A 22,681-nucleotide genomic window follows, 5' to 3' on the forward strand; every position below is an offset into this window, starting at 1 on the left:
GCCGCGTGCCCTGCGGTCACGCCGACCCGTCACGCATCGCCTCCATGCGCAGCACCGTCCGCCAGTTGCGGCCCGTGGTCCAGGTCCCGGTCGCACGGTCGAGACGCGCGCTCGTCAGCCGACTGCGGCCGATCCCTGCCGGGTAGTGCACGAACAGGGCCCCGCCGCGGGTCGCGAGCCGCTCCGGACCGTCGTGGTCGGCCGCCAGTCGGGCCACGCCCTCCTCGTCCACCGCCGTCGGACCCACGTGCAGCTGCAGGTGCGACGGGTCGTCGCGGGCCGCATCGGGGAACGGGTTCGCCGCGACCAGGTGTGCCAGCCGTGCCGCCGACAGCGCCAGCAGCGGGACCTCGGTCCCGAGGGCGGCCGCCAGGGCGTTCGCCGTGCGGGCAGCCACGTCCTCGGCGTCCCCGCCGTCCGCCGTCGCCACGAGGTTCCCGCTGGTCGCGTACGTGCGCGCGCCCGTCAGGCCGGCGGCCGAGGCCGCGGCGCGCAGGTCGGCGGCGCCGACGCGACGGTTCGACCCGATGTTGACCCCGCGCAGCAGCACCACGAAGCTCGTCATGCCGCCATCGTGCCGCGTCGGCCACGTCGGTGTGAATTCTCGATGACGTCTTCGCGCCACGCCGTCCGTGTGACCCCGATCACGTCCCGCGGGTCGTAGCGTGTCGCTCAGGACACCCACCCAGGGCGTCCCCGGGAGGCCAACCGATGGAGTGCTCGCTCCGTGCAGGAGGGCCGGCCCCGGTCCTGGTGCACGTCGTGCACGAGGCCGGTCGCCCGCCCCACCCGCCCTTCGGCTCTGCATGAGGGAGCACACCGTGGCCCACACCGAAACCACCCCCGCCGCCCGGACGTTCGTCATCGACACGTCCGTGCTGCTGTCCGACCCCCGCGCGATCCAGCGGTTCGCCGAGCACGACGTCGTGCTGCCGGTCGTCGTCGTCACCGAGCTCGAGGCCAAGCGCCACCACGCCGAGCTCGGCTACTTCGCGCGCAGCGCGCTGCGCGCCCTGGACGACCTGCGCGTGACGCACGGACGCCTGGACGCCCCGATCCCGATCGGGGAGGACGGCGGCACCCTGCGTGTCGAGCTCAACCACACCGACCCGGAGGTGCTGCCGGCGGGGTTCCGGCTCGGGGACAACGACACCCGCATCCTGTCCGTCGCCGCCAACCTGGCGGCCGAGGGGCGGGACGTGACCCTGGTGTCAAAGGACCTGCCGATGCGGGTCAAGGCCTCGGCGGTCGGCCTGCGCGCGGAGGAGTACCGGCACGAGCTCGCCGTCGACTCCGGGTGGACCGGCATGCGCGAGATCGCCGTCACCGACGACCAGCTCTCCGCCCTGTACGACGGGACCGAGCTCGAGCTCACCTCGCTCGCCCCGGAGGTGATGGCGGAGGCCTCACCCCTGCTGTGCCACACCGGGCTGGTTGTCCACGGTGGTGGCGGGTCGGCGCTGGGCAGGGTCACGGCGGACAAGCGGATCAAGCTGGTGCGCGGGGACCAGGAGGTCTTCGGCGTGCACGGGCGGTCGGCCGAGCAGCGGGTCGCGATCGACCTGCTCACCGACCCGGACATCGGCATCGTGTCCCTCGGCGGCCGCGCCGGCACCGGGAAGTCGGCGCTGGCGCTGTGCGCGGGCCTCGAGGCGGTGCTCGAGCGGCGGCAGCACCGCAAGATCCTCGTCTTCCGACCGCTGTACGCCGTCGGCGGGCAGGACCTGGGCTACCTGCCGGGTTCCGAGTCCGAGAAGATGAACCCGTGGGCCCAGGCGGTCTACGACACCCTGGGCGCGCTCGTCTCCCCGCACGTCGTCGACGAGGTCATCGACCGCGAGATGCTCGAGGTGCTGCCGCTGACGCACATCCGCGGCCGGTCCCTGCACGACGCCTTCGTCATCGTGGACGAGGCGCAGTCGCTGGAGCGCAACGTCCTCCTCACGGTGCTCTCCCGGGTCGGGCAGGGGTCGCGGGTCGTCCTCACCCACGACGTCGCGCAGCGTGACAACCTGCGGGTGGGCCGCCACGACGGCGTCGCGGCGGTCATCGAGGCGATGAAGGGGCACCCGCTGTTCGCCCACGTCACCCTCACCCGGTCCGAGCGGTCGCCCGTCGCGGCCCTCGTCACGGAGATGCTCGAGGGGCTGGAGATCTGAGTTCGGCCCCCGCCCCCGGGGGCGTTGTGGGCGTGAAATCCACGGTTCCTGACGACGGAGAACCGTAGATTTCACGCCCACAACGACGCGGGAGGGGTCGGGCCTGGGCGGGGCGGGAGGCCGCCCCGCCGATCATGTGCCCGCGCTCATGACGACGCCCGGGTCCGGAGCACTCCGGACCCGGGCGTCGTCACGACGGCCGGTCGTCGACCGGTCAGCTCGACCGGCGCAGCCTGCGCGAGACCAGGACCGATCCGGTGCCGAGCCCGAGCACGGCGAGCGCGACCCACAGGAGGGTCAGGTCGCTACCGGTGGTCGGGAGGTCCGGCGCCGTCGGCACGGTCGGTGGGGTCGGCGTCGGCGGGGTCGGCGTGGGCTTCGGTGTCGGGGTCGGCGTGGGCTTCGGCTTGTCGGGGAGCCGGTTGGTGACGGTGACGGTGACGTTCGGGTCGTTGTCGTCGATCAGGACGCCCTCGGTGTCGGCGCCGGTGGGGTCGTAGGTGACCTCGGTGCCGGCGGGCAGGGTGTCGGTGGTCTCGACCACGACGCAGACGGTGCCGTAGGGCAGGTCGCTGATCGTGGGGTCACCGGTGGGGTTGCCCTCGGCGTCGAAGGTGAACGTCTCCTCGGCGACCTGGTCCTCGTCGAGGGTGCAGGTGGCGGTGATCTCGAAGGGGTCGGTGACCTCGACGGCGTGCTCGGAGGCCTCGACGACCTTGTCGACCGTCAGCGAGCCGGTCTTCTCCTGGTCGGGGAGGTGGTTGGTGACGGTGACGGTGACGTTCGGCTCGTTGTCGTCGATCAGGACGCCCTCGGTGTCTGCGCCGGTGGGGTCGTAGGTGACCTCGGTGCCGGCGGGCAGGGTGTCGGTGGTCTCGACCACGACGCAGACGGTGCCGTAGGGCAGGTCGCTGATCGTGGGGTCACCGGTGGGGTTGCCCTCGGCGTCGAAGGTGAACGTCTCCTCGGCGACCTGGTCCTCGTCGAGGGTGCAGGTGGCGGTGATCTCGAAGTCGTCGGTGACCTCGACGGCGTGCTCGGAGGCCTCGACGACCTTGTCGACCGTCAGCGAGCCGGTCTTCTCCTGGTCGGGGAGGTGGTTGGTGACGGTGACGGTGACGTTCGGCTCGTTGTCGTCGATCAGGACGCCCTCGGTGTCCGCGCCGGTGGGGTCGTAGGTGACCTCGGTGCCGGCGGGCAGGGTGTCGGTGGTCTCGACCACGACGCAGACGGTGCCGTAGGGCAGGTCGCTGATCGTGGGGTCACCGGTGGGGTTGCCCTCGGCGTCGAAGGTGAACGTCTCCTCGGCGACCTGGTCCTCGTCGAGGGTGCAGGTGGCGGTGATCTCGAAGGGGTCGGTGACCTCGACGGCGTGCTCGGAGGCCTCGACGACCTTGTCGACCGTCAGCGAGCCCGTCTCCTCCTCCTCGAAGACGTAGCAGACGGTCCAGTTGCTGACGTCCGCGAGCTGACCACCGTCGGTGAGCGGCGAGATGTAGTTCTGCGGGGACGGCTCGTCCGGCGGGAGGTACGGGGCCTGGTACAGGTTGGCGTCGTTGCTGCCCTTGACCACCACCGCGAGGATCACGACGCCGGCGTCCTCGCCGTCCTCGGTGATCTCGACGTTGACGGCGGTCTTGCCCTGGTACGCGTCGACGTCGCCGGAGTAGGTGTCCACCGTCGCGGAGATGTTCCCGTCGCTGTTGCCGCTCGTCTCCCCGGTAAGCTCCATCGCATCGGGGAACCCCGCCTCGGCGCAGGAGTTGACGTTGCCCGGGAGGACCGTCGCGCGGGGATCGGAGGAGTCGTCGAGGTGCTCGTCCGCCGTGACCGGTGCCGCAGCGGCGATCGAGAGTCCGATCGCCGCCGCGGCGACCGCGCCGATCCGTCTGATGCTGATGCTGACCATGATCCGAACCCCCGTGTCCGTACTCCTGCGATCTTCTCGGAGTGTAGATCTCGGGGGCCGACGGACGGCAGGGTATTCAGCGGTTTTTCACCCCTGGGCGGGACGCGTCATCGACAGCACGTCGAGGGCCTCGTCGAGCTGGGCCTCGGTGACCTCGCCGCGCTCGACGAACCCGAGCGCCACCACGGCCTCGCGGACCGTGATGCCCTCGGCCACGGCCTTCTTGGCGACCTTCGCGGCGGCCTCGTAGCCGATGACGCGGTTCAGCGGCGTGACGATCGACGGGGAGGATTCGGCGAAGGCGCGGGCCTTCTCCACGTTGGCCGTCAGGCCGGTCACCGTCTTGTCCGCGAGCACGCGCGAGGCGTTGGACAGCAGGCGGATCGACTCGAGCACGCCCTGGGCGATGACCGGGATCTGCACGTTGAGCTCGAACGAGCCCGTCGCCCCCGCCCACGCGACCGTCGCGTCGTTGCCGACCACGCGCGCCGCGACCATGAGCACGGCCTCGGGGATGACCGGGTTGACCTTGCCCGGCATGATCGAGCTGCCCGGCTGCAGGTCCGGGATGGCGATCTCGCCGAGCCCGGTGTTCGGGCCGGACCCCATCCAGCGCAGGTCGTTGCAGATCTTGGTCACCGACACGGCGATGGTGCGCAGCGCCCCGGAGAGCTCGACCAGGCCGTCGCGGGCCGACTGCGCCTCGAAGTGGTCGCGCGCCTCGGTCAGCGGCAGGCCCGTGTCCTCGCGCAGCAGCTCGATGACGCGCTGCGGGAACCCGGCCGGGGTGTTGATGCCGGTGCCGACGGCGGTGCCGCCCAGGGGGACCTCCGCGGCGCGGGGGAGCGCGGCCTCGACCCGCTCGATGCCGTAGCGGATCGCGGCGGCGTACCCGCCGAACTCCTGGCCGAGCGTGACGGGCGTGGCGTCCATCAGGTGCGTGCGGCCCGACTTCACGACCCCGGCGTACTCCTCGGCCTTCGCACCCAGCGCGTCGGCGAGGTGCTGCAGCGCGGGGATCAGGTCGCGGACGACGCCGGCCGTGGCGGCCACGTGCACCGAGGTGGGGAACACGTCGTTCGAGGACTGCGAGGCGTTGACGTGGTCGTTCGGGTGCACGTCTCGGCCCAGCGAACGGGTCGCCAGCGTCGCGAGCACCTCGTTGGTGTTCATGTTCGACGAGGTGCCCGACCCCGTCTGGAAGACGTCCACCGGGAAGTGCTCGTCGAGCTCGCCCGAGGCGACCTGGTCGGCCGCGGCGGCGATGGCGTCCGCCACGTCGCGGTCGAGCACCCCCAGCTCGGCGTTGGTCAGTGCGGCGGCCTTCTTGACCCGGGCGAGCGCCTCGATGTGGCTGCGCTCCAGCGGCGTGCCGGAGATCGGGAAGTTCTCCACGGCGCGCTGGGTCTGGGCGCGGTAGAGGGCGTGGGCGGGCACGCGCACCTCGCCCATCGTGTCGTGCTCGATGCGGTACTCGGTCGCGGGCGCGTCGGCGCTACCGGCGGCGGTGTCGGAAGTCATGCGTCTATGGTGCCGCACCCGGCACCGCCGCCGTGCGTGAGAGGTGTCACGCGCTCAGCGCAGCGGCTCCTCGCCCACGTCGCCGGCGACCTCGATGAGCCGCGCCGAGCCCTCGGCGAGGTCGTACTCGACGCCCACGATCGCCACACGCCCCTCGTTCACGGCGGCGTCGAGCGCCCGCGAGTAGCCCCGCAGGGTCTCGACCGTGTGCCGCACGTGGGCGGTCCGCAGGCGGTCGGCCAGCACCCGCTCGTCCTCCTCCTGGTCGGCCGGGCCGGTCAGCTCGGCGATCGAGGGGATCACCTTGTCGACCACCGAGCGGACGAACCCCGGCGGGTGCTCACCCGTGCGCAGGGTGTGCGCCGTGGCGCCGACGGCCCCGCACGAGTCGTGGCCGAGGACCACGATCAGCGGGGCACCGAGCACCTCGACGCCGTACTCGATCGAGCCCAGCACCGTGGTGTCCACGACGTGTCCCGCCGTGCGCACCACGAACACGTCGCCGAGGCCCTGGTCGAAGACGAACTCCGCCGCCACGCGCGAGTCGGAGCACCCGAAGACCACCGTGTGCGGGTGCTGGGCGGCGGTGAGCTCGGCGCGCCGGACGGACATCGGCGACCTCTCGGCCGGCTGGTCGTGGACGAAGCGCTCGTTGCCGGCACGCAGCGAGGCCCAGGCTTCCTTGGGGGTCATGCATCCTCCAGGTCGTCGATCCACGGCGGGTTCGCCCCCGCACGTGACACGGTCACGGCCGCCACGGCGGCGCAGCGCGAGAGCAGCCGCTCGACCGTGGCGTGGTCGATCGTAGCCAGCGCCTCACGGCGGTCGGCCCCGAGCAGGTCGGCCGACCACAGGCCGTCGAGCAGGGCCCCCATGAACGAGTCCCCGGCGCCGACCGTGTCCACGACCTGGACCGGCCGGGACGGCACGTGCACCTCGCCCGTCGCGGTGACGGCCGTGGAGCCCTCCCCGCCGAAGGTGACCACGACGAGGGCCGCCCCGAGCTCGTGCACCCAGCCGCGCGCGACGTCCAGCGGGGCGGTCTCGGGTGCCAGCCACGCGAGGTCCTCGTCGCTGACCTTGACGACGTCGGCCAGCCGCACGAACGACTCGACCCGTTCCCGCGCCGAGGCCGCGTCGCCCATGAGCACGGGCCGGGCGTTCGGGTCGTAGGTGATGGTCGACGTCGCGCGCGCGGCCTCGACGACGGCCCGCACGTCCGCGGCACCGGGTTCCAGCACCGCGCCGATCGAGCCGGTGTGCACGGCCAGCGTCCCGGCGTCGGCCCGCGTCCCGGCCGGTACCCGCCACTCGAGGTCGAAGTCGTAGGTCGCCGTCCCGGCGGCGTCCAGCGTGGCCCGGGCCACCGAGGTCCGTGTCGCGGCGTCGCTGCCCGGCGTCACCGTGACGCCCGAGGCGGCGAGCCAGGACCGGACCGTCTCGCCCCGGTCGTCCCGACCGATCCAGGTGGCCAGGCGGGCGTCGCGGCCGAGTCGTCCGAGCGTGAGCGCGACGTTGGCCAGCGAACCGCCGGGGTGCTCGGTGCGCGTCCCGTCCGGCCGCTCGACGACGTCGACCAGCGCCTCGCCGACGGCGAGCACGTGCGACGTCATCGGCCCTCACCGTCCGACGACGCGGCCTCGGCGCTCGTGGCGGACTGCGCGGCGGCGAGCCGCTCGCGCGCCCCGTCGAGCCACTCCTGGCAGCGGGCGGCCAGCGCCTCCCCGCGCTCCCACAGGGCGAGCGACGTCTCGAGCGGTTCGCCGCCGGCTTCCAGCCGGGTGACGACCCGGACGAGCTCGTCCCGCGCCTGCTCGTACGACAGGGTGCCGACGTCGGGGGCGTCGGTCGGTCCGTGGGTGGGATCTGCGTCGGTCACGAGGACAGTCAACCGCACGTCCCCGACATCGCGCCCGGCGGGTCCGGGGAGCGGATGGCCGGTCTGCCGGCACCGAAATCCGGTTGCCGTGACGGGCCCCGGCGACGGACGATCCGGACATGGGTCATCTGGAGGTGGCGCACGTGGACCACGTGCTGCCCGACGGACGTGCGCTGCTCGACGACGTGTCCTTCCGCGTCGGGGAGGGCAGCACGACCGCGCTGGTCGGCCCGAACGGGGCCGGCAAGACCACTTTGCTGCGCATCCTGACCGGCGCCACCCGCCCCGACGGCGGCACGGTGACCGTCAGCGGCGGGCTCGGGGTGATGGCCCAGTTCGTCGGCTCGGTGCGGGACACCACGACCGTGCGCCAGCTCCTGGCGTCCGTCGCACCGGAACGGATCCGGCAGGCCGCCCGCGCGGTGGAGACCGCGGAGGACGAGCTGCTCGCCGTCGACGACGAGGCGGCGCAGATGCGCTACGCCCAGGCGCTCGCCGACTGGGCGGAGGTGCGGGGCTACGAGGCCGAGACGCTGTGGGACGTGTGCACCACGGCGGCCCTCGGGATCCCGTTCGAGCGGGCGCAGTGGCGGGAGGTGCGCACGTTGTCCGGCGGCGAGCAGAAGCGGCTCGTCCTCGAGGCGCTGCTGCGCGGGCCGGACGAGGTGCTGCTGCTCGACGAGCCGGACAACTACCTGGACGTCCCCGGCAAGCGGTGGCTGGAGGACCAGCTGCGGGCGACCCGCAAGACGGTGCTGCTGGTCTCCCACGACCGGGAGCTGCTGGCCGGGGTCGCCGACCGCATCGTGGCCCTCGAACCCGGCGCGGACGGCTCCGAGGCGTGGGTCCACGGGGGTGGGTTCGCGACGTTCCACGCCGCGCGCCGCGAGCGGTTCGCCCGGTTCGAGGAGCTGCGGCGGCGGTGGGACGAGAAGCACGCGCAGCTCACCAAGCTCGTGCTCACGCTGCGGCAGGCGGCCGCGAACAGCCCGGACATGGCCTCTCGCTACCGGGCGGCCCAGACGCGCCTGCGCAAGTTCACCGAGGCCGGCCCGCCGCCCGAGCCGCCCCGGGAGCAGGAGGTCCGGATGCGGCTGCGTGGCGGCCGGACGGGGACCCGGGCCGTCACCTGCGAGGCGCTCGGGCTCACCGGCCTGATGCAGCCGTTCGACCTCGAGGTCTTCTACGGCGAGCGGGTCGCGGTGCTGGGGTCCAACGGGTCCGGGAAGTCGCACTTCCTGCGGCTCCTGGCCGGGGCCGACGTCGCGCACACGGGGGAGTGGCGGCTCGGCGCGCGGGTGGTCCCCGGGCACTTCGCGCAGACGCACGCCCACCCGGAGCTCGCCGGCCGCACGCTGGTGGACGTGCTGTGGGCCGACCACGCGCAGGACCGCGGCGCGGCCATGTCGGCGCTGCGGCGCTACGAGCTGCACGGTGCCGCGGACCGTCCGTTCGACCGGTTGTCCGGCGGGCAGCAGGCGCGCTTCCAGATCCTGCAGCTCGAGCTGGGCGGCTGCACCGCGCTGCTGCTCGACGAGCCGACCGACAACCTCGACCTCGCCAGCGCGGACGCGCTGCAGGAGGGGCTGGAGGCGTTCGAGGGCACGGTCCTGGCGGTCACGCACGACCGCTGGTTCGCCCGCGGCTTCGACCGGTTCCTCGTGTTCGGCGCGGACGGCCGGGTGCGCGAGACCCTCGAGCCGGTCTGGGACGAGGACCGCGTCGAACGCGTCCGCTGACCCCGCACGCGTTGCCCACGACCACGCGGGCGGGTGAGTGAGTCAGGGCGAGGTGGAGGTGACCTCGGCGTCGAGCGCGCCCACGGCGAGTCGGACGTGCACGGGATCACCGGCGGCGACCTCGTCCGCGGCACGCACCACCGCACCGTCGGCACGCTGCACGACGGCGTACCCGCGGTCGAGCGTGGAGGCCGGCGAGAGGGCGCGAACCTGTGCGGCGAGCCGGCCGACGTCGCCGGACGCCGTCAGCAGGGCCGCGCGCAGCAGGTGACGGGCGTGCCGCACGTGCTCGGCGACCTCGGTCGCGCGACCGTCGAGCATCGACTCCGGCCGGGCCAGGACCGGCCGGGAGCGGACGGCGTCGAGACCGTGCTGCTCCCGCTGCAGCATGGCGCGCACGGCGCCTCGCATGCGCTGACGTGCCTGGACGACGCGGTCGCGCTCCTCGGCGACGTCGGGGACCACGCACTTGGCGGCGTCCGTCGGGGTCGAGGCCCGGTGGTCCGCCACCAGGTCGACCAGGGGGGTGTCGGTCTCGTGCCCGATGGCGCTGACCAGCGGCGTCGTGCACGCCGCGACACGCCGGACCAGGGCCTCGTTGCTGAACGGCAGCAGGTCCTCGACCGACCCGCCGCCGCGCGCCAGGATGATCACCTCGACGGTCGGGTCGGCGTCCAGCGCCGCGAGAGCCTCGCCGACCTCCTGCACCGCGTTGACGCCCTGGACCGCCACCTCGCGGATCTCGAAGCGGACCTGCGGCCAGCGGGCGCGGGCGTTGACCACGACGTCGTGCTCGGCCTTGGACTCCCGGCCGCACACCAGGCCGACGACGGACGGCAGGAACGGCAGCGGGCGCTTCCGCTCGACGTCGAACAACCCCTCGGCCGCCAGGACCCGGCGCAGCTGCTCGATCCGGGCGAGCAGCTCGCCGACGCCGACCTGGCGCACGGCGGCGGCCCGCAGGGACATCCGCCCGGCCTTGATCCAGAACTCCGGCTTGGCGTGCACGACGACGTGGTCGCCCACCTGGGGCTTGGCGTCGAGGCCGTCGAACGCCCGGGTGAGCATGTTGACGGGCAACGACGCCTCGACGTCGGTGTCGCGCAGGGTGAGGAACTGCATCCCGGACCCGCGCCGGTAGGTGTGCTCGACGACCTGACCCTCGACCCACACCGGGGACATGCGCGCCACGTAGTCGCGGATCTTGTTCGACAACAGGCGCACGGGCCAGGGCCGCTCGGCGGTCGTCTCGGCGGCCCGCTCGGGCAGCGGCTGGACGTCGTGGCCCGTTCGGTCGGGTCCGGTCGCGTCGGTCACGGCCCCCAGCATGCCCCACGCCACCCACAGCGCTCCTGACGTGGGAGGTCCTGCGGCGTCGGCCGTCACCGACCCTCCACACGGGCCTCCTACACTGTCACCGTGACTGCGACCGCACCGGCCCCCGTCCCCCCGACCTCGACCAAGCGCGTCCTGCTCGCCGCGCCGCGCGGCTACTGCGCCGGCGTCGACCGCGCCGTGGTCGCGGTCGAGAAGGCGCTGGAGAACTACGGCGCCCCCGTGTACGTGCGCAAGGAGATCGTGCACAACAAGCACGTCGTCGAGACGCTGCGCGAACGGGGTGCGATCTTCGTCGAGGAGGCCGACGAGGTCCCGCGCGGGGCCCGCGTGGTCTTCTCCGCCCACGGCGTCTCCCCGGCCGTGCGCGAGTCCGCCGCCTCCCGCGACCTGCAGACCATCGACGCCACCTGCCCGCTGGTGACGAAGGTGCACAAGGAGGCGGTGCGGTTCGCCAAGGCGGACAAGACGATCCTGCTCATCGGCCACGACGGCCACGAGGAGGTCGAGGGCACCGCCGGCGAGGCGCCGGAGCACACCATCGTGGTGAACTCGCCCGAGGAGGCCGACGTTGTCGAGGTCCCGGACCCCGACAACGTGGTGTGGCTGTCCCAGACGACGCTGTCCGTCGACGAGACGATGGAGACGGTGCGCCGCCTGCGCGAGCGGTTCCCGAACCTGGCCGACCCGCCCAGCGACGACATCTGCTACGCCACCCAGAACCGCCAGGTGGCGGTCAAGAAGCTCTCCCCGGAGTGCGACCTGGTCATCGTGGTGGGGTCGGCCAACTCGTCGAACTCCGTGCGTCTGGTCGAGGTGGCGCTGGACGCCGGGGCACGCACGTCCTACCGCGTGGACCGGGCCGCCGAGCTCCAGGACTCCTGGTTCGAGGGTGTGACCACCGTCGGCGTGACCTCGGGTGCCTCGGTGCCGGAGATCCTCGTCGACGACGTGCTGCGCCAGCTCGCCGAGCGCGGCTACGGCGAGCCCGAGGAGGTGCGCACCGCGACGGAGGACCTGGTGTTCTCGCTGCCGCGCGAGCTGCGCCCGCCCCGCGACGCGCGCCAGCTCCCGATCCAGCCCGCCTGAGCCCGGCCACTCCGGGCTCAGCCGGCGGCGGACTCGCCGGGGGGGGTGTCGGCCTGTGCGCGCTGCAGAGCGCGGCGGTCGGTGTCGACGAGGTCCTCGACCGAGTCGCGGTCGTCGTCGATGCTCACCTGGCCGATGCCGACCACGCCGCCCTCCTCGGCGGCGAGCAGCTCCGGCTTGGTGATGGGGCGGGTGGTCTCCTCGAGGCCCTTCATCTCGTCGATCTCGTCCCGCGCGTCGACGACGTCGAGCTCGACCATGCGGCGCGCGGACGTGAGCACGTTGCGTTCCAGCGAGCCGATCATCTTGTTGTAGTTCTTCGTGGCGCCGTCCAGGGACTTGCCCATCTTGGTGACGTGGTCGGTCATCGTCACCAGGCGGGAGTGCAGCTCCTTGCCTACCTTGAGCACGCGCTGGGCGTTGTCGGCCAGGGCCTGCTGGCGCCAGGAGTAGGCCACGGTGCGCAGCAGGGCCAGCAGCGTCACGGGGCTGGCCAGGATGACGTTCTTGCGTGCGGCGTCCTCCATGAGCGCGGGGTCGCGCTCCAGCGCCGCCGACAGGAACGACTCGGCCGGCACGAACATGACGACGAACTCGGGGGCGTTGTCGAACAGGTCCCAGTACCGCTTGGACGCCAGGTCGTCGACGTGCTTGCGCATGTGACGCACGTGCGCCGCCATGCGCTGGTCGCGCACCGCCGGGTCCTCCGACTGCTGGGCCTCCAGGTAGCCGAGGAACGCGACCTTGGAGTCGACCACGATGTGCTTGCCGCCGGCCAGGTTCACGACGAGGTCGGGGCGCAACGTCTCGCCGTCGTCGTTGGTCGCCTGGACCTGGACGTCGAAGTCGACCTGCTCGATCATGCCCGCGGCCTCGACGACACGCTGGAGCTGCAGCTCGCCCCAGGCGCCGCGCTCCTGCGAGGAGCGCAGGGCGGTCACCAGGTCGCTGGTGCCCTTGCGCAGCTCGCCCGAGACGTCGGCGAGGCTGCGCATGTTCTCGGTGAGACGGGAGTCGAACTCGATGCGCCGCTTCTCCTGCTCGGCCACCTCCGTGCGGACCTTCTCCAGGCTCTGGCCGATCGGGTCGACGAGCGCCTTGAAGGCCTCCTCGCGCTGGGCGAGGGCCTCGTCGTGCCGGACGGTGGACTGCTTGAGGCGCTGCTCGGCCAGCTCCAGGAACTGACGGTTGGAGGACGACAGGGCCTCGCCGGCCAGCGAGCGGAACTGCTGGGCCATGCGCTCCTGGTCACCCTTGACCTCGGCCACCTGGCGCTCGGCCTGCTCGCGCACCGCGGTCACCTCGCGCTGGTGGCGCTGCTCGGCCTCGGCCACCCGACGGTCGCCGTCGCCTCGCGCGAGCTCCACCTGCTCGCGCAGGTGGGCGATCTCGCGGCGCGCTCCCTCGAGCTCGCTGTGCAGGCGGACGGTCTCGATCTCCTCGGAGCGGTTCCGTCCGACGGCCCGCGAGGAGTGCCAGAGCCACCCGAGCACCACCCCCACCGCGAGGGTGCCGAGTGCGAGCAGCAGAGCGGTCGTCGTCTCCATGCACGCCAGGCTGCCACGGCCCACCGACACCGCGAGGACGACCCACCGTGAGCAGGTGCGACGGAGGGCTACGGTGGGGCCGTGACGCATCCCGCCGTGCCCCCCGACACCACCGCGGCCCTCAGCCTGCGGGGCCTGTGGAAGCGGTTCGGCCAGAAGATCGCCGTGGCCGGGATCGACCTGGACGTGCCCGCCGGGTCGTTCTACGGGCTCGTCGGGCCCAACGGCGCAGGCAAGACGACGGCGCTGTCGATGGCCACCGGTCTCCTGCGACCGGACTTCGGGACGGCGCACGTGCTCGGCGTCGACCTGTGGGCCGAACCGGACCGGGCCAAACCCCTGCTCGGGGTGCTGCCGGACGGTCTGCGGCTCTTCGACCGCCTCACCGGCGGCCAGCTGCTGACCTACGCCGGGCTGCTGCGCGGCCTCGACCGCGACACCGTGGCCCGGCGCAGCGAGGACCTGCTCGCGGCGATGGACCTCGCCGCCGACCGCGACACCCTCGTGGTCGACTACTCCGCGGGCATGACCAAGAAGATCGCGCTGGCCGGCGCGATGATCCACGCGCCGCGCGTGCTGGTGCTCGACGAACCGTTCGAGGCCGTCGACCCGGTCAGCGCGGCCAACATCCGCGACATCCTGCGGCGCTACGCCGACGACGGCGGCACCGTGGTCGTCTCCAGCCATGTCATGGACCTCGTGCAGCGCACGTGCACGCACGTGGCGGTCATCGCGGGTGGTCACGTGCTCGACGCCGGCACCGTCGACGCCGTGCGCGCCGGGCAGAGTCTGGAGGACCGGTTCGTCGACCTGGTCGGGGGCCGCAAGGAGTCGGAGGGGCTGGAGTGGTTGCGCACCTCGTCCGACTCAAGCTGACCCTGCTCGGCAACACCCTGCGCCGCAGCGTGTGGCACACCATCGGGCTCGTGGTGGCGACGCTGTACGGGCTGTCTCTGGTGTTCCTCGGCGTGGGCGCCGCGGTCGTGGGCGGCCGGGCCGACCCGGTGCTGACCGGGCAGTTCGTGACGCTGGTGGGCTCCGTCGTCGTGCTGGGCTGGTGGGTCGTGCCGCTGTTCGCCTACGGGCTGGACGCGACGCTCGACCCCCTCCGGTTCACGACCTACGCGATCCCGCGCCGGCAGCTCGTCGCGGGGCTGGCCGCGGCCGCGCTCGTCTCGGTGCCGGCCCTGGTCACGTCCCTCGCCGCCCTCGGGGTCTCCTTCGCCTGGGCCTCCGACCCGGTCGCGCTGGTCGCTGCGCTCGCGGGCGCCGTCCTGGGGGTCGGGCTGTGCGTCGTCGGGGCGCGGGCCTCCACGGCGCTCTGCGCGCCGTTGCTGGAGTCGCGGCGCTACCGCGAGGTCCTCATGGTCGTCGCGGTGATCCCGCTGCTGGCGATCGGTCCCTTCTTCGCCTGGCTGTCGTCGAGGACCGCCGCACGGGGCGAGGTGACGGTCGGTCCTGACGAGCTCGTGCCGTCGGCCCTGGCGCCGGCGGCACGCGTCCTCGCCTGGACGCCGTTCGGGGCGCCCTGGTCGATCCCGGCGGCGGTGCACGACGGCGCGTGGGGACTCGCCGGCGCGCGGGTGGCCGTCGCGGCGGGGACCCTGGCGCTGCTCGCCGTGATCTGGGACCGGGCGCTGGCCCGGGCGCTGGTCAGCCCGCGCGGAGGTGCCGCCGCGGGAACGGCCCGGGGGCTCGGATGGTTCGGCCGGCTGCCCGCGACCCCCATGGGCGCCGTCGCGGCGCGGTGCGCCACCTACTGGCTGCGGGACCCGCGGTACGCGACGTCGCTGGCGGTCGTCCCGCTGCTCCCGGTGGTCCTCGTGGTCGTTGGAGTCTCCAGCGGGTCGGGTGCCGGGCTGCTCGTGCTCGTGGTCCCGGTCGTGGCGTTCGTCCTCGGCTTCGCGGTGTCGAACGACGTCGGCTACGACAACACCGCCTTCGCGCTGCACGTGGCGACCGGTGTGCCGGGCCGCGCCGACCGCTGGGGGCGCATGCTGCCGGTGCTGGCGCTCGGTGTCCCGCTCGTGGCCGCGCTGTCCGTCACGAGTGCCGGGGTCGCCGGGCGGTGGGATCTGCTGCCCGCGTTGCTCGGCGGCGGCCTCGGGGTGCTCGGAGCCACGCTGGGCACCTCCAGCGTGGCCTCGGCGCGCCTCGTCTATCCCGTACCGAGACCGGGCGAGAGCCCTTTCCGGACGCCGCAGGGCGCGACCGTGGCGACGCTGGTGGCGCAGATGGCCGCGGTCGCCGTCATCGTGGCCCTGCTCCTGCCGACCGTGGGAGCGGGTGTCGCGGCAGCCGTCACCGGGGCCGGAGCATGGTGGTGGGCCACCGGCGTCGTCGGCGTCGCCACCGGCGGGGCCGCCGTCGTCGTCGGTGCGCGGTGGGGCGCCCGCGTGTACGAGCGGCGTCTACCCGAGCTGTTGTCGCAGGTCAAGAACTTCGCCTGACGACCCCCGCGCTCGGGCGTGTCGGGTCGACCTGGAAGAATGGGTGTCGTGAATCCCGAGAACGACCGACCTTCCGTGACGCTGCCCGAGGGCTGGACGGTGGTGGTTCCGGACCTTGCCGACGTGCCCCGGCTGGGCGAGCTCCGGGCGCTGCAGGCCGCTCCGCACACCGGATCCGACACCGCCGACACCGCCCAGATCGAGAACGAGATCGCCGGCGCCGCCTCCTGGACGCGGCGCCACCTGGCGATCAAGGACCCCGACGGCGTGATCCGCGCCTGGGCCCACGCCCACGACCGCGCGGCCGGCCGCAGCGTGCTGGGCATCGAGATCGACCGCTCGCTGCCCGAGGGCACGCAGGACCTGCTCGCGGCCTGGTGCTACGCCGAGCTCGCCCAGATCGGGCGAGAGATGGCCCAGCTCCGCGGCGAGTCCACCACCCAGCTCGACGCCGGTGCCTTCGCCGGGGACGACCGGTTGCGCGGCTGGCTCACCGACGCCGGGTTCCGGCACGTGCGCACCTGGTGGCAGATGTCGCGTCCGGTCACGCCCGCCGACGCCGAGCCGGGGGCCTTCCCGGACCCGAAGCCCGGCGTGTCGATCCGGCGGGTGGCCCAGCACGACAACGGCATGCCTGTCGCCGAGGACCTCAACGCCGTCCACCAGGTGCTCGAGACCGCGTTCACGGACCACTTCAACTCCTACCAGGAGTACTTCACGGAGTTCGTGCAGCGACTGCGCGAGGACCCCGGGCACCGCTGGGACCACTGGTGGCTCGCCTGCCTCGACGTCCCGGAGGACCCGGAGGCCGAGGAGTTCCCCGCCGGCGCGCTGGTGGGGTCCGAGCTGGCGCCGGACGACTCCGGGGTGCGGGGCACCTACGTCGACTACATCGGTGCGCTCGCCGAGGCGCGGGGCCGGGGAGTCGCGACCGCCCTGCTGTACGCGGTGATCGCCGACGCCGCCTCCCGCGGGCGCAACCGGGTCGGCCTGGAGGTCGACGCGGACAGCCCCACCGGTGCCGAGTCGCTGTACACCAAGCTGGGCTGGCGCACGAAGTACGTCACCGAGTCCTGGCACCGGGACATCTCGGTCGACTGACGCGGTCCTCCCCGGGGATCGACCCGTCCGGACCGGGATCGACCCGCCGTCGATCCCGGCCCCGAGGGGTCGATCTCACAGGGGACGGGCCCCGCGTGGCGCGTAGGATGGGCCGACGTGGCACTCACTATCGGCATCGTCGGCCTGCCCAACGTCGGCAAGTCCACGCTCTTCAACGCACTGACCCGGAACTCCGCGCTCGCGGCGAACTACCCGTTCGCGACGATCGAGCCCAACGTCGGGGTGGTCCCGCTGCCCGACGAGCGGCTGGGCAAGCTGGCCGAGATCTTCTCCTCGGACCGGGTGCTGCCGGCCACGGTGTCGTTCGTCGACATCGCCGGCATCGTCAAGGGCGCCTCCGAGGGCGAGGGCCTGGGCAACCAGTTCCTGGCCAACATCCGCGAGGCCGACGCGATCTGCCAGGTGACCCGCGCCTTCGACGACGGTGACGTCATCCGCGTCGAGGGCTCCACCGACGCCTCCGGCGACATCGAGACCATCTCCACCGAGCTCATCCTGGCCGACCTCCAGACGCTCGAGAAGGCGCTGCCGCGCATGGAGAAGGAGGTCAAGATCAAGAAGGGCGACCCCGTCCTCTACGCCGCGGCGAAGAAGGCCCAGGAGATCCTCGAGGAGGGCACCACCCTCTTCCAGGGTGCGGCCGCCGCCGGCCTCGACCTCGCCGAGGTGGCCCCGCTGCAGCTCATGACGGCCAAGCCGTTCATCTACGTCTTCAACACCGACGACGCCGGGCTGGCCGACGAGGCCATGCAGGCCAAGATGCGCGAGCTCGTCGCCCCGGCCGAGGCGATCTTCCTGGACGCCAAGTTCGAGGCCGAGCTCGTCGAGCTCGAGCCGGACGAGGCCGCGGAGATGCTTGCCGAGACCGGCCAGGAGGAGTCCGGTCTGGACCAGCTCGCCCACGTCGGCTTCGACACGCTGGGCCTGCAGACGTACCTGACCGCCGGGCCCAAGGAGGCCCGGGCGTGGACGATCCGCAAGGGCTGGACCGCCCCGCAAGCCGCCGGCGTCATCCACACCGACTTCGAGCGCGGCTTCATCAAGGCCGAGGTCATCTCCTTCGAGGACCTCGTCGAGGCCGGTTCCGTCGCCGCCGTGAAGGCCGCGGGCAAGGCGCGTGTCGAGGGCAAGGACTACGTCATGCGCGACGGCGACGTCGTGGAGTTCCGCTTCAACGTGTGACGGGCTGACGCCACGATCGGCCGAGAGGCTGGTCAGGCAGTGCGACCCCACGGAAGGGGCCAGATCGTCGGGTCTGGCCCCTTCCTTGTGTCCTGGCCCGGGCTGGCAGGGTGCAACGGCACGAGCTCCTCGGTGTGGATGACGTGGGCGTGGTGGAGCAGCCGGTCCACGGCCGCGGTGGCCATCCGCGACGGCGTCCTCACGCACAGCGTGCAGGGCGGTACCTGACTGACATCATGGAAAGGTCCGAGGGAACAACAATCCTTGACGGATTCAACTCTTGATGGTGAGAGGTTGTCATGAGCGTGTACCGGGTGATCGACGTGATCGGGACGAGCTCCTCCTCCTGGGAGGACGCTGCGGCAGAGGCCATCAGAACCGCGAAGGGATCGCTGCGTGACATCAGGGTGGCTGAGGTGACCCAGCAGGACGTCGTCATGGGTGATGGCGGGGAACTGGTCTACCGGACCCGGCTCCAGCTGTCGTTCAAGTACGAGTCGGAGTAGCCAGCGCCGGGTATCCGTGAGCCGCTGAGTGTCGCGCGCGGACGTTCACGTCGTCGCACGTCCACGTCGGTACGCCGTCAGCGGCATGACCTCGAGGTGCATCGCCGTCCGCCCGGACTCGGGATCAGGGGCGAACACGACCCGGATCGGGGAGAGCCCGGCGGGCGTCAGGTCGAGGCGGAACGCGAAGGGGTCCTCCGGGTCGTCGGGCGCCAGCTCGACCCCACGGTAGAGGAACGGGACCGGGTGGAGGCAGCGCAGCACGAGCCGGCCCCGGCGGACGAGCACCTGGATCCCGGCCCCGACGACGGAGCGCAGCCGCAGGTCGCCGAGCGCGCCCGGGAGCGTGTACGTGCCGCAGACCTGGTTCCAGACCTCGGGGCGCTGGGCGACGTCGGTCCGCACCGCAGCGGGCGGGACGCCGAGGACCCGCCGGAGCAGCGTGTTGGCCTCGTCGGGGACCCAGAACATGCCCAGCCGTGCCCCGGTCACCACGAGGAAGACGGCGGTCCGTGCGTCGGGGGCGAGGACCAGGACGGAGTCGAAACCGGGGATGATCCCCTGGTGCTCGGCGGTCGGGTGATCGCCCAGGCGCCCGCGGAAGAACGCGAGGCCCATCCCGGGGATCCGCGGGTCCGGCTGGTAGTGCGGCGCGTCCATCTCCGCGACGGTCCCGGGAGCCAGCGCGCGACCGTGCGCGTTCGCTCCGCCGCCGACCAGTGCCTCGGCGTACCGCAGCATGTCGACCGGCGTCGACCAGGCGGCTGCCGCGCCGATGGTGGCCATGTTCGTCACGGGCACCGGGCGGGGCCCCCGCGCCGTCAGGCGGTAGCCGGTGGCCCGCCGCGGGTCCCCGGGCCGGGACTGGTCGAGGTCCGTGCTGGTCATGCCCCACGGCGCGAAGACGTGCTCCGCGAGGTGGTCGGCCAGCGGGGCGCCGGTGACGTCCTCGACGATCTGACCGAGGGTCGCCGGTCCGTGGTTCGTGTAGCAGAACCGGGTGCCGGGCTCGGCCACACCGTGCAGGACACCGCCGTAGTAGTCGCCGAGGGCAGGTGCCGGCACGTCGGCCGGGGTGCTCTCCCCGAAGTCCGGCCGGACCGCGTGACGCAGGGACAGCGACTCCGGGAGCCCGGCGGTGTGGGTCAGGAGCTGTCGCACGGTGATTGGCGCCGGTCCCGGCGGTGCGAGCCGGAAGCTGCGCAGGTAGTCGTTCGCGGGGGCGTCGAGATCGACGAGTCCCCGTTCCACGAGCTGCAGGACGGCGACGCCCGTGAAGGTCTTGGTGATCGACGCGACCCGGAAGGCGGTGTCCGCCGAGACCGGGGAGCCGGTGGCCAGGTCGGCGAGGCCGCTCGTCGCGACCTGCGTCGTCACGCCGTCCTCGACCAGGCCGACGGCGATCCCGACCGCCGCCCGGCGGTGACGGATCGCCTCGACCTCCGCGTCGAGGTCGATCGCCGTGGCTGCCGACATGTCGCCAGGATAGGCAGCGGCGTCGGCACCCGCCCGTGGCGTGGGCGCCCCCGCGCGGGGGTCAGCCGAGGCTCCACCCGCCATCGGTGGCGATCACCGATCCCATGACGTACGACGACTCCGGTGAGGCCAGCCACCACAGCGCCGCGGCCGCCTCGTCGGCACCGCCGAGCCGCTGCGCTGGCACCTCGCGGCGCACGGCCTCCTGGAACTCCGGGTCGGCCACCGTCTCGGGCGGGAAGTAGGAGGGGTTCTCGATGAAGTTCGGGGCGATGCCGTTGACCCGCACACCGCGCCCGGACACCTCCCACGCCACGCTCCGCACGAGAGCGGCCTGGGCGGCGCGCGCCGACTCGTACCCCGCGATCGGGTTCGACGCGGTGCGCAGGGCGGTGGCCGACGTCGGCACGACGATCCAGCCGCGCCCGGCCTCGAGCATCGACGGCAGGCAGGTCGCGAAGATCCAGTACAGCGGCCGCACCAGGCGGGCGTGCAGCTCGTCGACGACCGCGTCGTCGTAGGCGGTCACGGGTGCCACGGTGATCGGGGCCTCGAGGTTCGCGACCACGACGTCGAACGGCCCCTCGGCGGCGACGACCGCCTCGAGGTCGGCGCGCGAACCCAGGGGCTCGCTCAGCGCGGTGACGTCCTCGCCCTCCGCGGTGAACCGCTCGACGGCGGCCGGCCCGAGGAACTCCTCGGCGTCGGTGACCAGGACGCGGCGGGGTGCGTGCGATGCCATCGTCGGAGGCTACGTCCCCACCAGGAGTCCGGCCAGCCGCCACTCGAGCGCTCCGTCGACGGCCCGGCGGGCCTCGAACCCCTGCTCCACGAGCAGCCGGGCGGCGTCGTGGGCCAGGACGCAGTAGCGGCCGCGGCAGCAGGCGACGATCTCCGCGTCCCGGGGCAGCTCGGCCAGCCGCCCGACCAGCTCCTCGACCGGGATGTTGCGGGCACCCGGCAGGTGCGCCGCGTCGAACTCGGCCCGCGGGCGCACGTCGAGCAGCACGGTGTCCGTCTCTGCGAGCCGGCGCCGCAGCTCGGCGGTGCCGACGGCCTCGGTGTCGTCCGGGCCCAGGTACGTCCGCCGGGCGGCGTCGGTCTGCGGGCGCCGGTCCTGGGCGACCTGGCGCAGTGCGGCCCACAGCGCGGCCACGTCGTCACCGGCCAGGGCGTAGAAGACGCGCTTGCCAACACGTCGCGAGGAGACCAGCCCGGCCTCGCGCAGGGTCTGCAGGTGCGCGGAGCACGTGCTCGTGCCGAGCCCGGCGGTCGCGGCGAGGTCCTCGACGCTGCGGGGTCCCTGGGCCAGCAGGTCGACGAGCTCCAGGCGCCCGGGGTTGCCCAGGGCCTTGCCGACGGCGGCGAACTGCGTGAACAGGGCGTCCTTGGCGCGGCGCTCACCCATGACGTTCCTCCGCGGGATCGGGGCGGTGCAGGGTCTCGTACATGCGCACCGCGACGACGACGCCGGACGCGGCGGTCAGCGCGGCGACGGTCCAGACGGCGGCGCGGACGCCGAGCAGGTCGGCGACGACACCGGCCAGCAGCGCCCCGGCGACGAAGCCTCCGTCACGCCAGAGCCGGTAGACGCCGACGGCGCGGGCGCGCCAGGCCGGGTGGGCGACGTCGCCGACGGCGGCGAGAAGCGTGGGGTAGACCAGGGCGGTCCCGGCGCCCAGCAGCACGGCCGCCACGGCCCAGGCCGTGAAGTCGTCCGCGACGGCGACGAGGGCGAGGGCGCCGGCCTGGAGCCACATCCCCGCGACGATCATCGGCTTGCGGCCCCAGCGGTCGGACAGGGCGCCGGTGACGAGCTGGCCGGCGCCCCACACGGCGGGGTAGAGCGCGGCGAGCACACCGATCCGCCCGACGGACAGGCCGGCCCCCGCGAAGAGGATCGGGAAGAGGCCCCAGGCGAGCCCGTCGTTGAGGTTGTTGACGAGCCCGGCCTGGCTGGCCGACGACAGGGCGCGCTCGCGGAAGCTGGTCTGGGTGAAGACCTGGCGGTCGGTGAGTCCCGCGTGCAGGTGGTCGTGGCGGCCGTCGGGTCGCGGTACGTGGTGGGCCGCCTCGAGGCGGGCGTGGTCGCGGGTCTCGCGCACGAGCAGCGTGGACAGGCCGAGGCCGACGGCAGCGAAGGCGATGCCGAGCAGGAACGGTGCGGGGCGCAGCCCGTAGGCCTCCGCCAGGTACCCGGTGGCCAGCGCGGTGACGGCGACCGCGGCGTACCCGGCCGCCTCGTTGAACCCCATGGCCAGGCCGCGGCGGGCGGGTCCCACGAGGTCGATCTTCATCACCACCGTGGTGGACCAGGTCAGGCCCTGGCTGACGCCGAGCAGGACGTTCGCGACGATCACCCAGCCCCACGTCGGTGCCCAGATGAGCAGCAGCGGCACCGGGAGGGCCACGAGCCACCCGGCGACCAGCACGGGCTTGCGCCCCCAGCGGTCGGCCCAGGTGCCCGCGACGTAGTTGACGGCGGCCTTGGACAGGCCGAACACCGCGATGAACGTCAGGCCGGCGGTGTAGGCGCGCAGCCCGAACTCCTGCTCCCCGAGCAGGGGCAGGACGGTGCGCTCCTGGCCGAGCATGCCGCCGACGAGCGCGTTGACCGCGACGAGCAGGGCGAACTGCGGCGCGTTCTGGCGCAGCCCGAGACGGATCGGGAGGGTTGACCGTGCCGGGGAGGTGGGGGTGCTCATGCCTCGTGCTTCACCTGATCGTTCCATGGATTGATGGAATGACCGTACCAGGGGCCGACGAC

20 protein-coding genes are annotated in these 22,681 nt (G+C 73.1%); 8 read left to right on the plus strand and 12 right to left on the minus strand.

Annotated features, from left to right (window positions below; all coding sequences use genetic code 11):
* Positions 1–16 precede the first annotated feature (16 nt).
* A complete protein-coding gene (locus Q6349_RS06785; RefSeq protein WP_304603425.1) occupies positions 17–565 on the minus strand; it encodes a DUF1697 domain-containing protein in 549 nt (182 codons plus the stop codon).
* A gap of 241 nt (positions 566–806) precedes the next feature.
* On the opposite strand from Q6349_RS06785, the gene Q6349_RS06790 reads away from it, so the two are divergent.
* On the plus strand, positions 807–2,159 hold the full coding sequence (locus Q6349_RS06790) for a PhoH family protein (protein WP_171247858.1): 1,353 nt from the start codon (positions 807–809) through the stop codon (positions 2,157–2,159).
* A 214-nt stretch (positions 2,160–2,373) separates the two neighbouring features.
* Here the strand turns inward: Q6349_RS06790 and Q6349_RS06795 are convergent, their stop codons facing one another.
* From Q6349_RS06795 to Q6349_RS06815, 5 genes are all read right to left on the minus strand, one after another.
* A complete protein-coding gene (locus tag Q6349_RS06795; protein WP_304603427.1) occupies positions 2,374–4,068 on the minus strand; it encodes a DUF5979 domain-containing protein in 1,695 nt (564 codons plus the stop codon).
* A gap of 87 nt (positions 4,069–4,155) precedes the next feature.
* A complete protein-coding gene (locus Q6349_RS06800) occupies positions 4,156–5,589 on the minus strand; it encodes an aspartate ammonia-lyase (protein WP_304603428.1) in 1,434 nt (477 codons plus the stop codon).
* Positions 5,590–5,643: 54 nt separating this feature from the next.
* Positions 5,644–6,282, minus strand: coding sequence for a carbonic anhydrase (locus Q6349_RS06805; protein WP_304603429.1), 639 nt, complete (start codon positions 6,280–6,282; stop codon positions 5,644–5,646).
* Positions 6,279–7,202: a carbohydrate kinase gene (locus Q6349_RS06810; RefSeq protein ID WP_304603430.1), complete on the minus strand. Its 924-nt coding sequence runs from the start codon at positions 7,200–7,202 to the stop codon at positions 6,279–6,281. The genes Q6349_RS06805 and Q6349_RS06810 overlap by 4 nt, the downstream gene beginning before the upstream one ends.
* Complete coding sequence (locus Q6349_RS06815; protein WP_304603431.1) at positions 7,199–7,468, minus strand: exodeoxyribonuclease VII small subunit; 270 nt, start codon at positions 7,466–7,468, stop codon at positions 7,199–7,201. Before Q6349_RS06815 ends, Q6349_RS06810 begins: the two co-directional genes overlap by 4 nt.
* A 119-nt stretch (positions 7,469–7,587) precedes the next feature.
* On the opposite strand from Q6349_RS06815, the gene Q6349_RS06820 reads away from it, so the two are divergent.
* Positions 7,588–9,207, plus strand: coding sequence for an ABC-F family ATP-binding cassette domain-containing protein (locus tag Q6349_RS06820; RefSeq protein ID WP_304603432.1), 1,620 nt, complete (start codon positions 7,588–7,590; stop codon positions 9,205–9,207).
* A gap of 42 nt (positions 9,208–9,249) precedes the next feature.
* Here the strand turns inward: Q6349_RS06820 and xseA are convergent, their stop codons facing one another.
* On the minus strand, positions 9,250–10,536 hold the full coding sequence (gene xseA, locus Q6349_RS06825; RefSeq protein WP_370375381.1) for an exodeoxyribonuclease VII large subunit: 1,287 nt from the start codon (positions 10,534–10,536) through the stop codon (positions 9,250–9,252).
* 90 nt (positions 10,537–10,626) lie between these two features.
* Here xseA and Q6349_RS06830 point away from each other — a divergent pair, with 90 nt between their 5' ends.
* A complete protein-coding gene (locus Q6349_RS06830) occupies positions 10,627–11,631 on the plus strand; it encodes a 4-hydroxy-3-methylbut-2-enyl diphosphate reductase (protein WP_304603434.1) in 1,005 nt (334 codons plus the stop codon).
* Between the two features lie 17 nt (positions 11,632–11,648).
* Here the strand turns inward: Q6349_RS06830 and Q6349_RS06835 are convergent, their stop codons facing one another.
* The gene (locus Q6349_RS06835; protein WP_304603435.1) at positions 11,649–13,178 is read right to left on the minus strand and encodes a DNA recombination protein RmuC; all 1,530 of its coding nucleotides are present in this window, start codon (positions 13,176–13,178) and stop codon (positions 11,649–11,651) included.
* A gap of 81 nt (positions 13,179–13,259) precedes the next feature.
* Between Q6349_RS06835 and Q6349_RS06840 the strand changes: the two genes are divergently transcribed.
* The 5 genes from Q6349_RS06840 (at position 13,260) to Q6349_RS06860 (ending at position 18,438) form a co-directional block, all read left to right on the plus strand.
* Positions 13,260–14,054, plus strand: coding sequence for an ABC transporter ATP-binding protein (locus tag Q6349_RS06840; RefSeq protein WP_304603436.1), 795 nt, complete (start codon positions 13,260–13,262; stop codon positions 14,052–14,054).
* Positions 14,024–15,628, plus strand: coding sequence for a hypothetical protein (locus Q6349_RS06845; RefSeq protein WP_304603437.1), 1,605 nt, complete (start codon positions 14,024–14,026; stop codon positions 15,626–15,628). Before Q6349_RS06840 ends, Q6349_RS06845 begins: the two co-directional genes overlap by 31 nt.
* A 48-nt stretch (positions 15,629–15,676) precedes the next feature.
* Positions 15,677–16,729: a GNAT family N-acetyltransferase gene (locus tag Q6349_RS06850; protein WP_304603438.1), complete on the plus strand. Its 1,053-nt coding sequence runs from the start codon at positions 15,677–15,679 to the stop codon at positions 16,727–16,729.
* Between the two features lie 117 nt (positions 16,730–16,846).
* Complete coding sequence (gene ychF, locus Q6349_RS06855; protein ID WP_171247846.1) at positions 16,847–17,932, plus strand: redox-regulated ATPase YchF; 1,086 nt, start codon at positions 16,847–16,849, stop codon at positions 17,930–17,932.
* A 314-nt stretch (positions 17,933–18,246) separates the two neighbouring features.
* Positions 18,247–18,438: a dodecin family protein gene (locus Q6349_RS06860; RefSeq protein WP_304603439.1), complete on the plus strand. Its 192-nt coding sequence runs from the start codon at positions 18,247–18,249 to the stop codon at positions 18,436–18,438.
* Positions 18,439–18,483: 45 nt separating this feature from the next.
* On the opposite strand, the gene Q6349_RS06865 is transcribed toward Q6349_RS06860, so the two are convergent.
* The 4 genes from Q6349_RS06865 to Q6349_RS06880 form a co-directional block, all read right to left on the minus strand.
* Positions 18,484–19,914 carry a serine hydrolase gene (locus Q6349_RS06865; protein ID WP_304603440.1) on the minus strand — a complete coding sequence of 477 codons (1,431 nt, stop codon included), beginning with the start codon at positions 19,912–19,914 and terminating at the stop codon, positions 18,484–18,486.
* A 61-nt stretch (positions 19,915–19,975) separates the two neighbouring features.
* Entirely contained in the window at positions 19,976–20,656 is a 681-nt protein-coding gene (locus Q6349_RS06870; protein WP_304603441.1) for an SDR family oxidoreductase, read from the minus strand.
* A 9-nt stretch (positions 20,657–20,665) separates the two neighbouring features.
* A complete protein-coding gene (locus Q6349_RS06875; protein WP_304603442.1) occupies positions 20,666–21,322 on the minus strand; it encodes a metalloregulator ArsR/SmtB family transcription factor in 657 nt (218 codons plus the stop codon).
* A complete protein-coding gene (locus Q6349_RS06880; RefSeq protein WP_304603443.1) occupies positions 21,315–22,619 on the minus strand; it encodes an MFS transporter in 1,305 nt (434 codons plus the stop codon). Before Q6349_RS06880 ends, Q6349_RS06875 begins: the two co-directional genes overlap by 8 nt.
* Between the last annotated feature and the right edge of the window lie 62 nt (positions 22,620–22,681).

It is taken from the genome of Isoptericola sp. 178 (assembly GCF_030586525.1).
Taxonomy (GTDB): domain Bacteria; phylum Actinomycetota; class Actinomycetes; order Actinomycetales; family Cellulomonadaceae; genus Isoptericola; species Isoptericola sediminis.

What these genes read in the sequence shown, in the direction of transcription:
- Q6349_RS06785 (WP_304603425.1), bottom strand. Translation starts at nt 565, where the DNA reads ATGACGAGCTTCGTGGTGCTGCTGCGCGGGGTCAACATCGGGTCGAAC.
- Q6349_RS06790 (WP_171247858.1), top strand. Translation starts at nt 807, where the DNA reads ATGAGGGAGCACACCGTGGCCCACACCGAAACCACCCCCGCCGCCCGG.
- Q6349_RS06795 (WP_304603427.1), bottom strand. Translation starts at nt 4,068, where the DNA reads ATGGTCAGCATCAGCATCAGACGGATCGGCGCGGTCGCCGCGGCGGCG.
- Q6349_RS06800 (WP_304603428.1), bottom strand. Translation starts at nt 5,589, where the DNA reads ATGACTTCCGACACCGCCGCCGGTAGCGCCGACGCGCCCGCGACCGAG.
- Q6349_RS06805 (WP_304603429.1), bottom strand. Translation starts at nt 6,282, where the DNA reads ATGACCCCCAAGGAAGCCTGGGCCTCGCTGCGTGCCGGCAACGAGCGC.
- Q6349_RS06810 (WP_304603430.1), bottom strand. Translation starts at nt 7,202, where the DNA reads ATGACGTCGCACGTGCTCGCCGTCGGCGAGGCGCTGGTCGACGTCGTC.
- Q6349_RS06820 (WP_304603432.1), top strand. Translation starts at nt 7,588, where the DNA reads ATGGGTCATCTGGAGGTGGCGCACGTGGACCACGTGCTGCCCGACGGA.
- xseA (WP_370375381.1), bottom strand. Translation starts at nt 10,536, where the DNA reads ATGCTGGGGGCCGTGACCGACGCGACCGGACCCGACCGAACGGGCCAC.
- Q6349_RS06835 (WP_304603435.1), bottom strand. Translation starts at nt 13,178, where the DNA reads ATGGAGACGACGACCGCTCTGCTGCTCGCACTCGGCACCCTCGCGGTG.
- Q6349_RS06865 (WP_304603440.1), bottom strand. Translation starts at nt 19,914, where the DNA reads ATGTCGGCAGCCACGGCGATCGACCTCGACGCGGAGGTCGAGGCGATC.
- Q6349_RS06870 (WP_304603441.1), bottom strand. Translation starts at nt 20,656, where the DNA reads ATGGCATCGCACGCACCCCGCCGCGTCCTGGTCACCGACGCCGAGGAG.
- Q6349_RS06875 (WP_304603442.1), bottom strand. Translation starts at nt 21,322, where the DNA reads ATGGGTGAGCGCCGCGCCAAGGACGCCCTGTTCACGCAGTTCGCCGCC.
- Q6349_RS06880 (WP_304603443.1), bottom strand. Translation starts at nt 22,619, where the DNA reads ATGAGCACCCCCACCTCCCCGGCACGGTCAACCCTCCCGATCCGTCTC.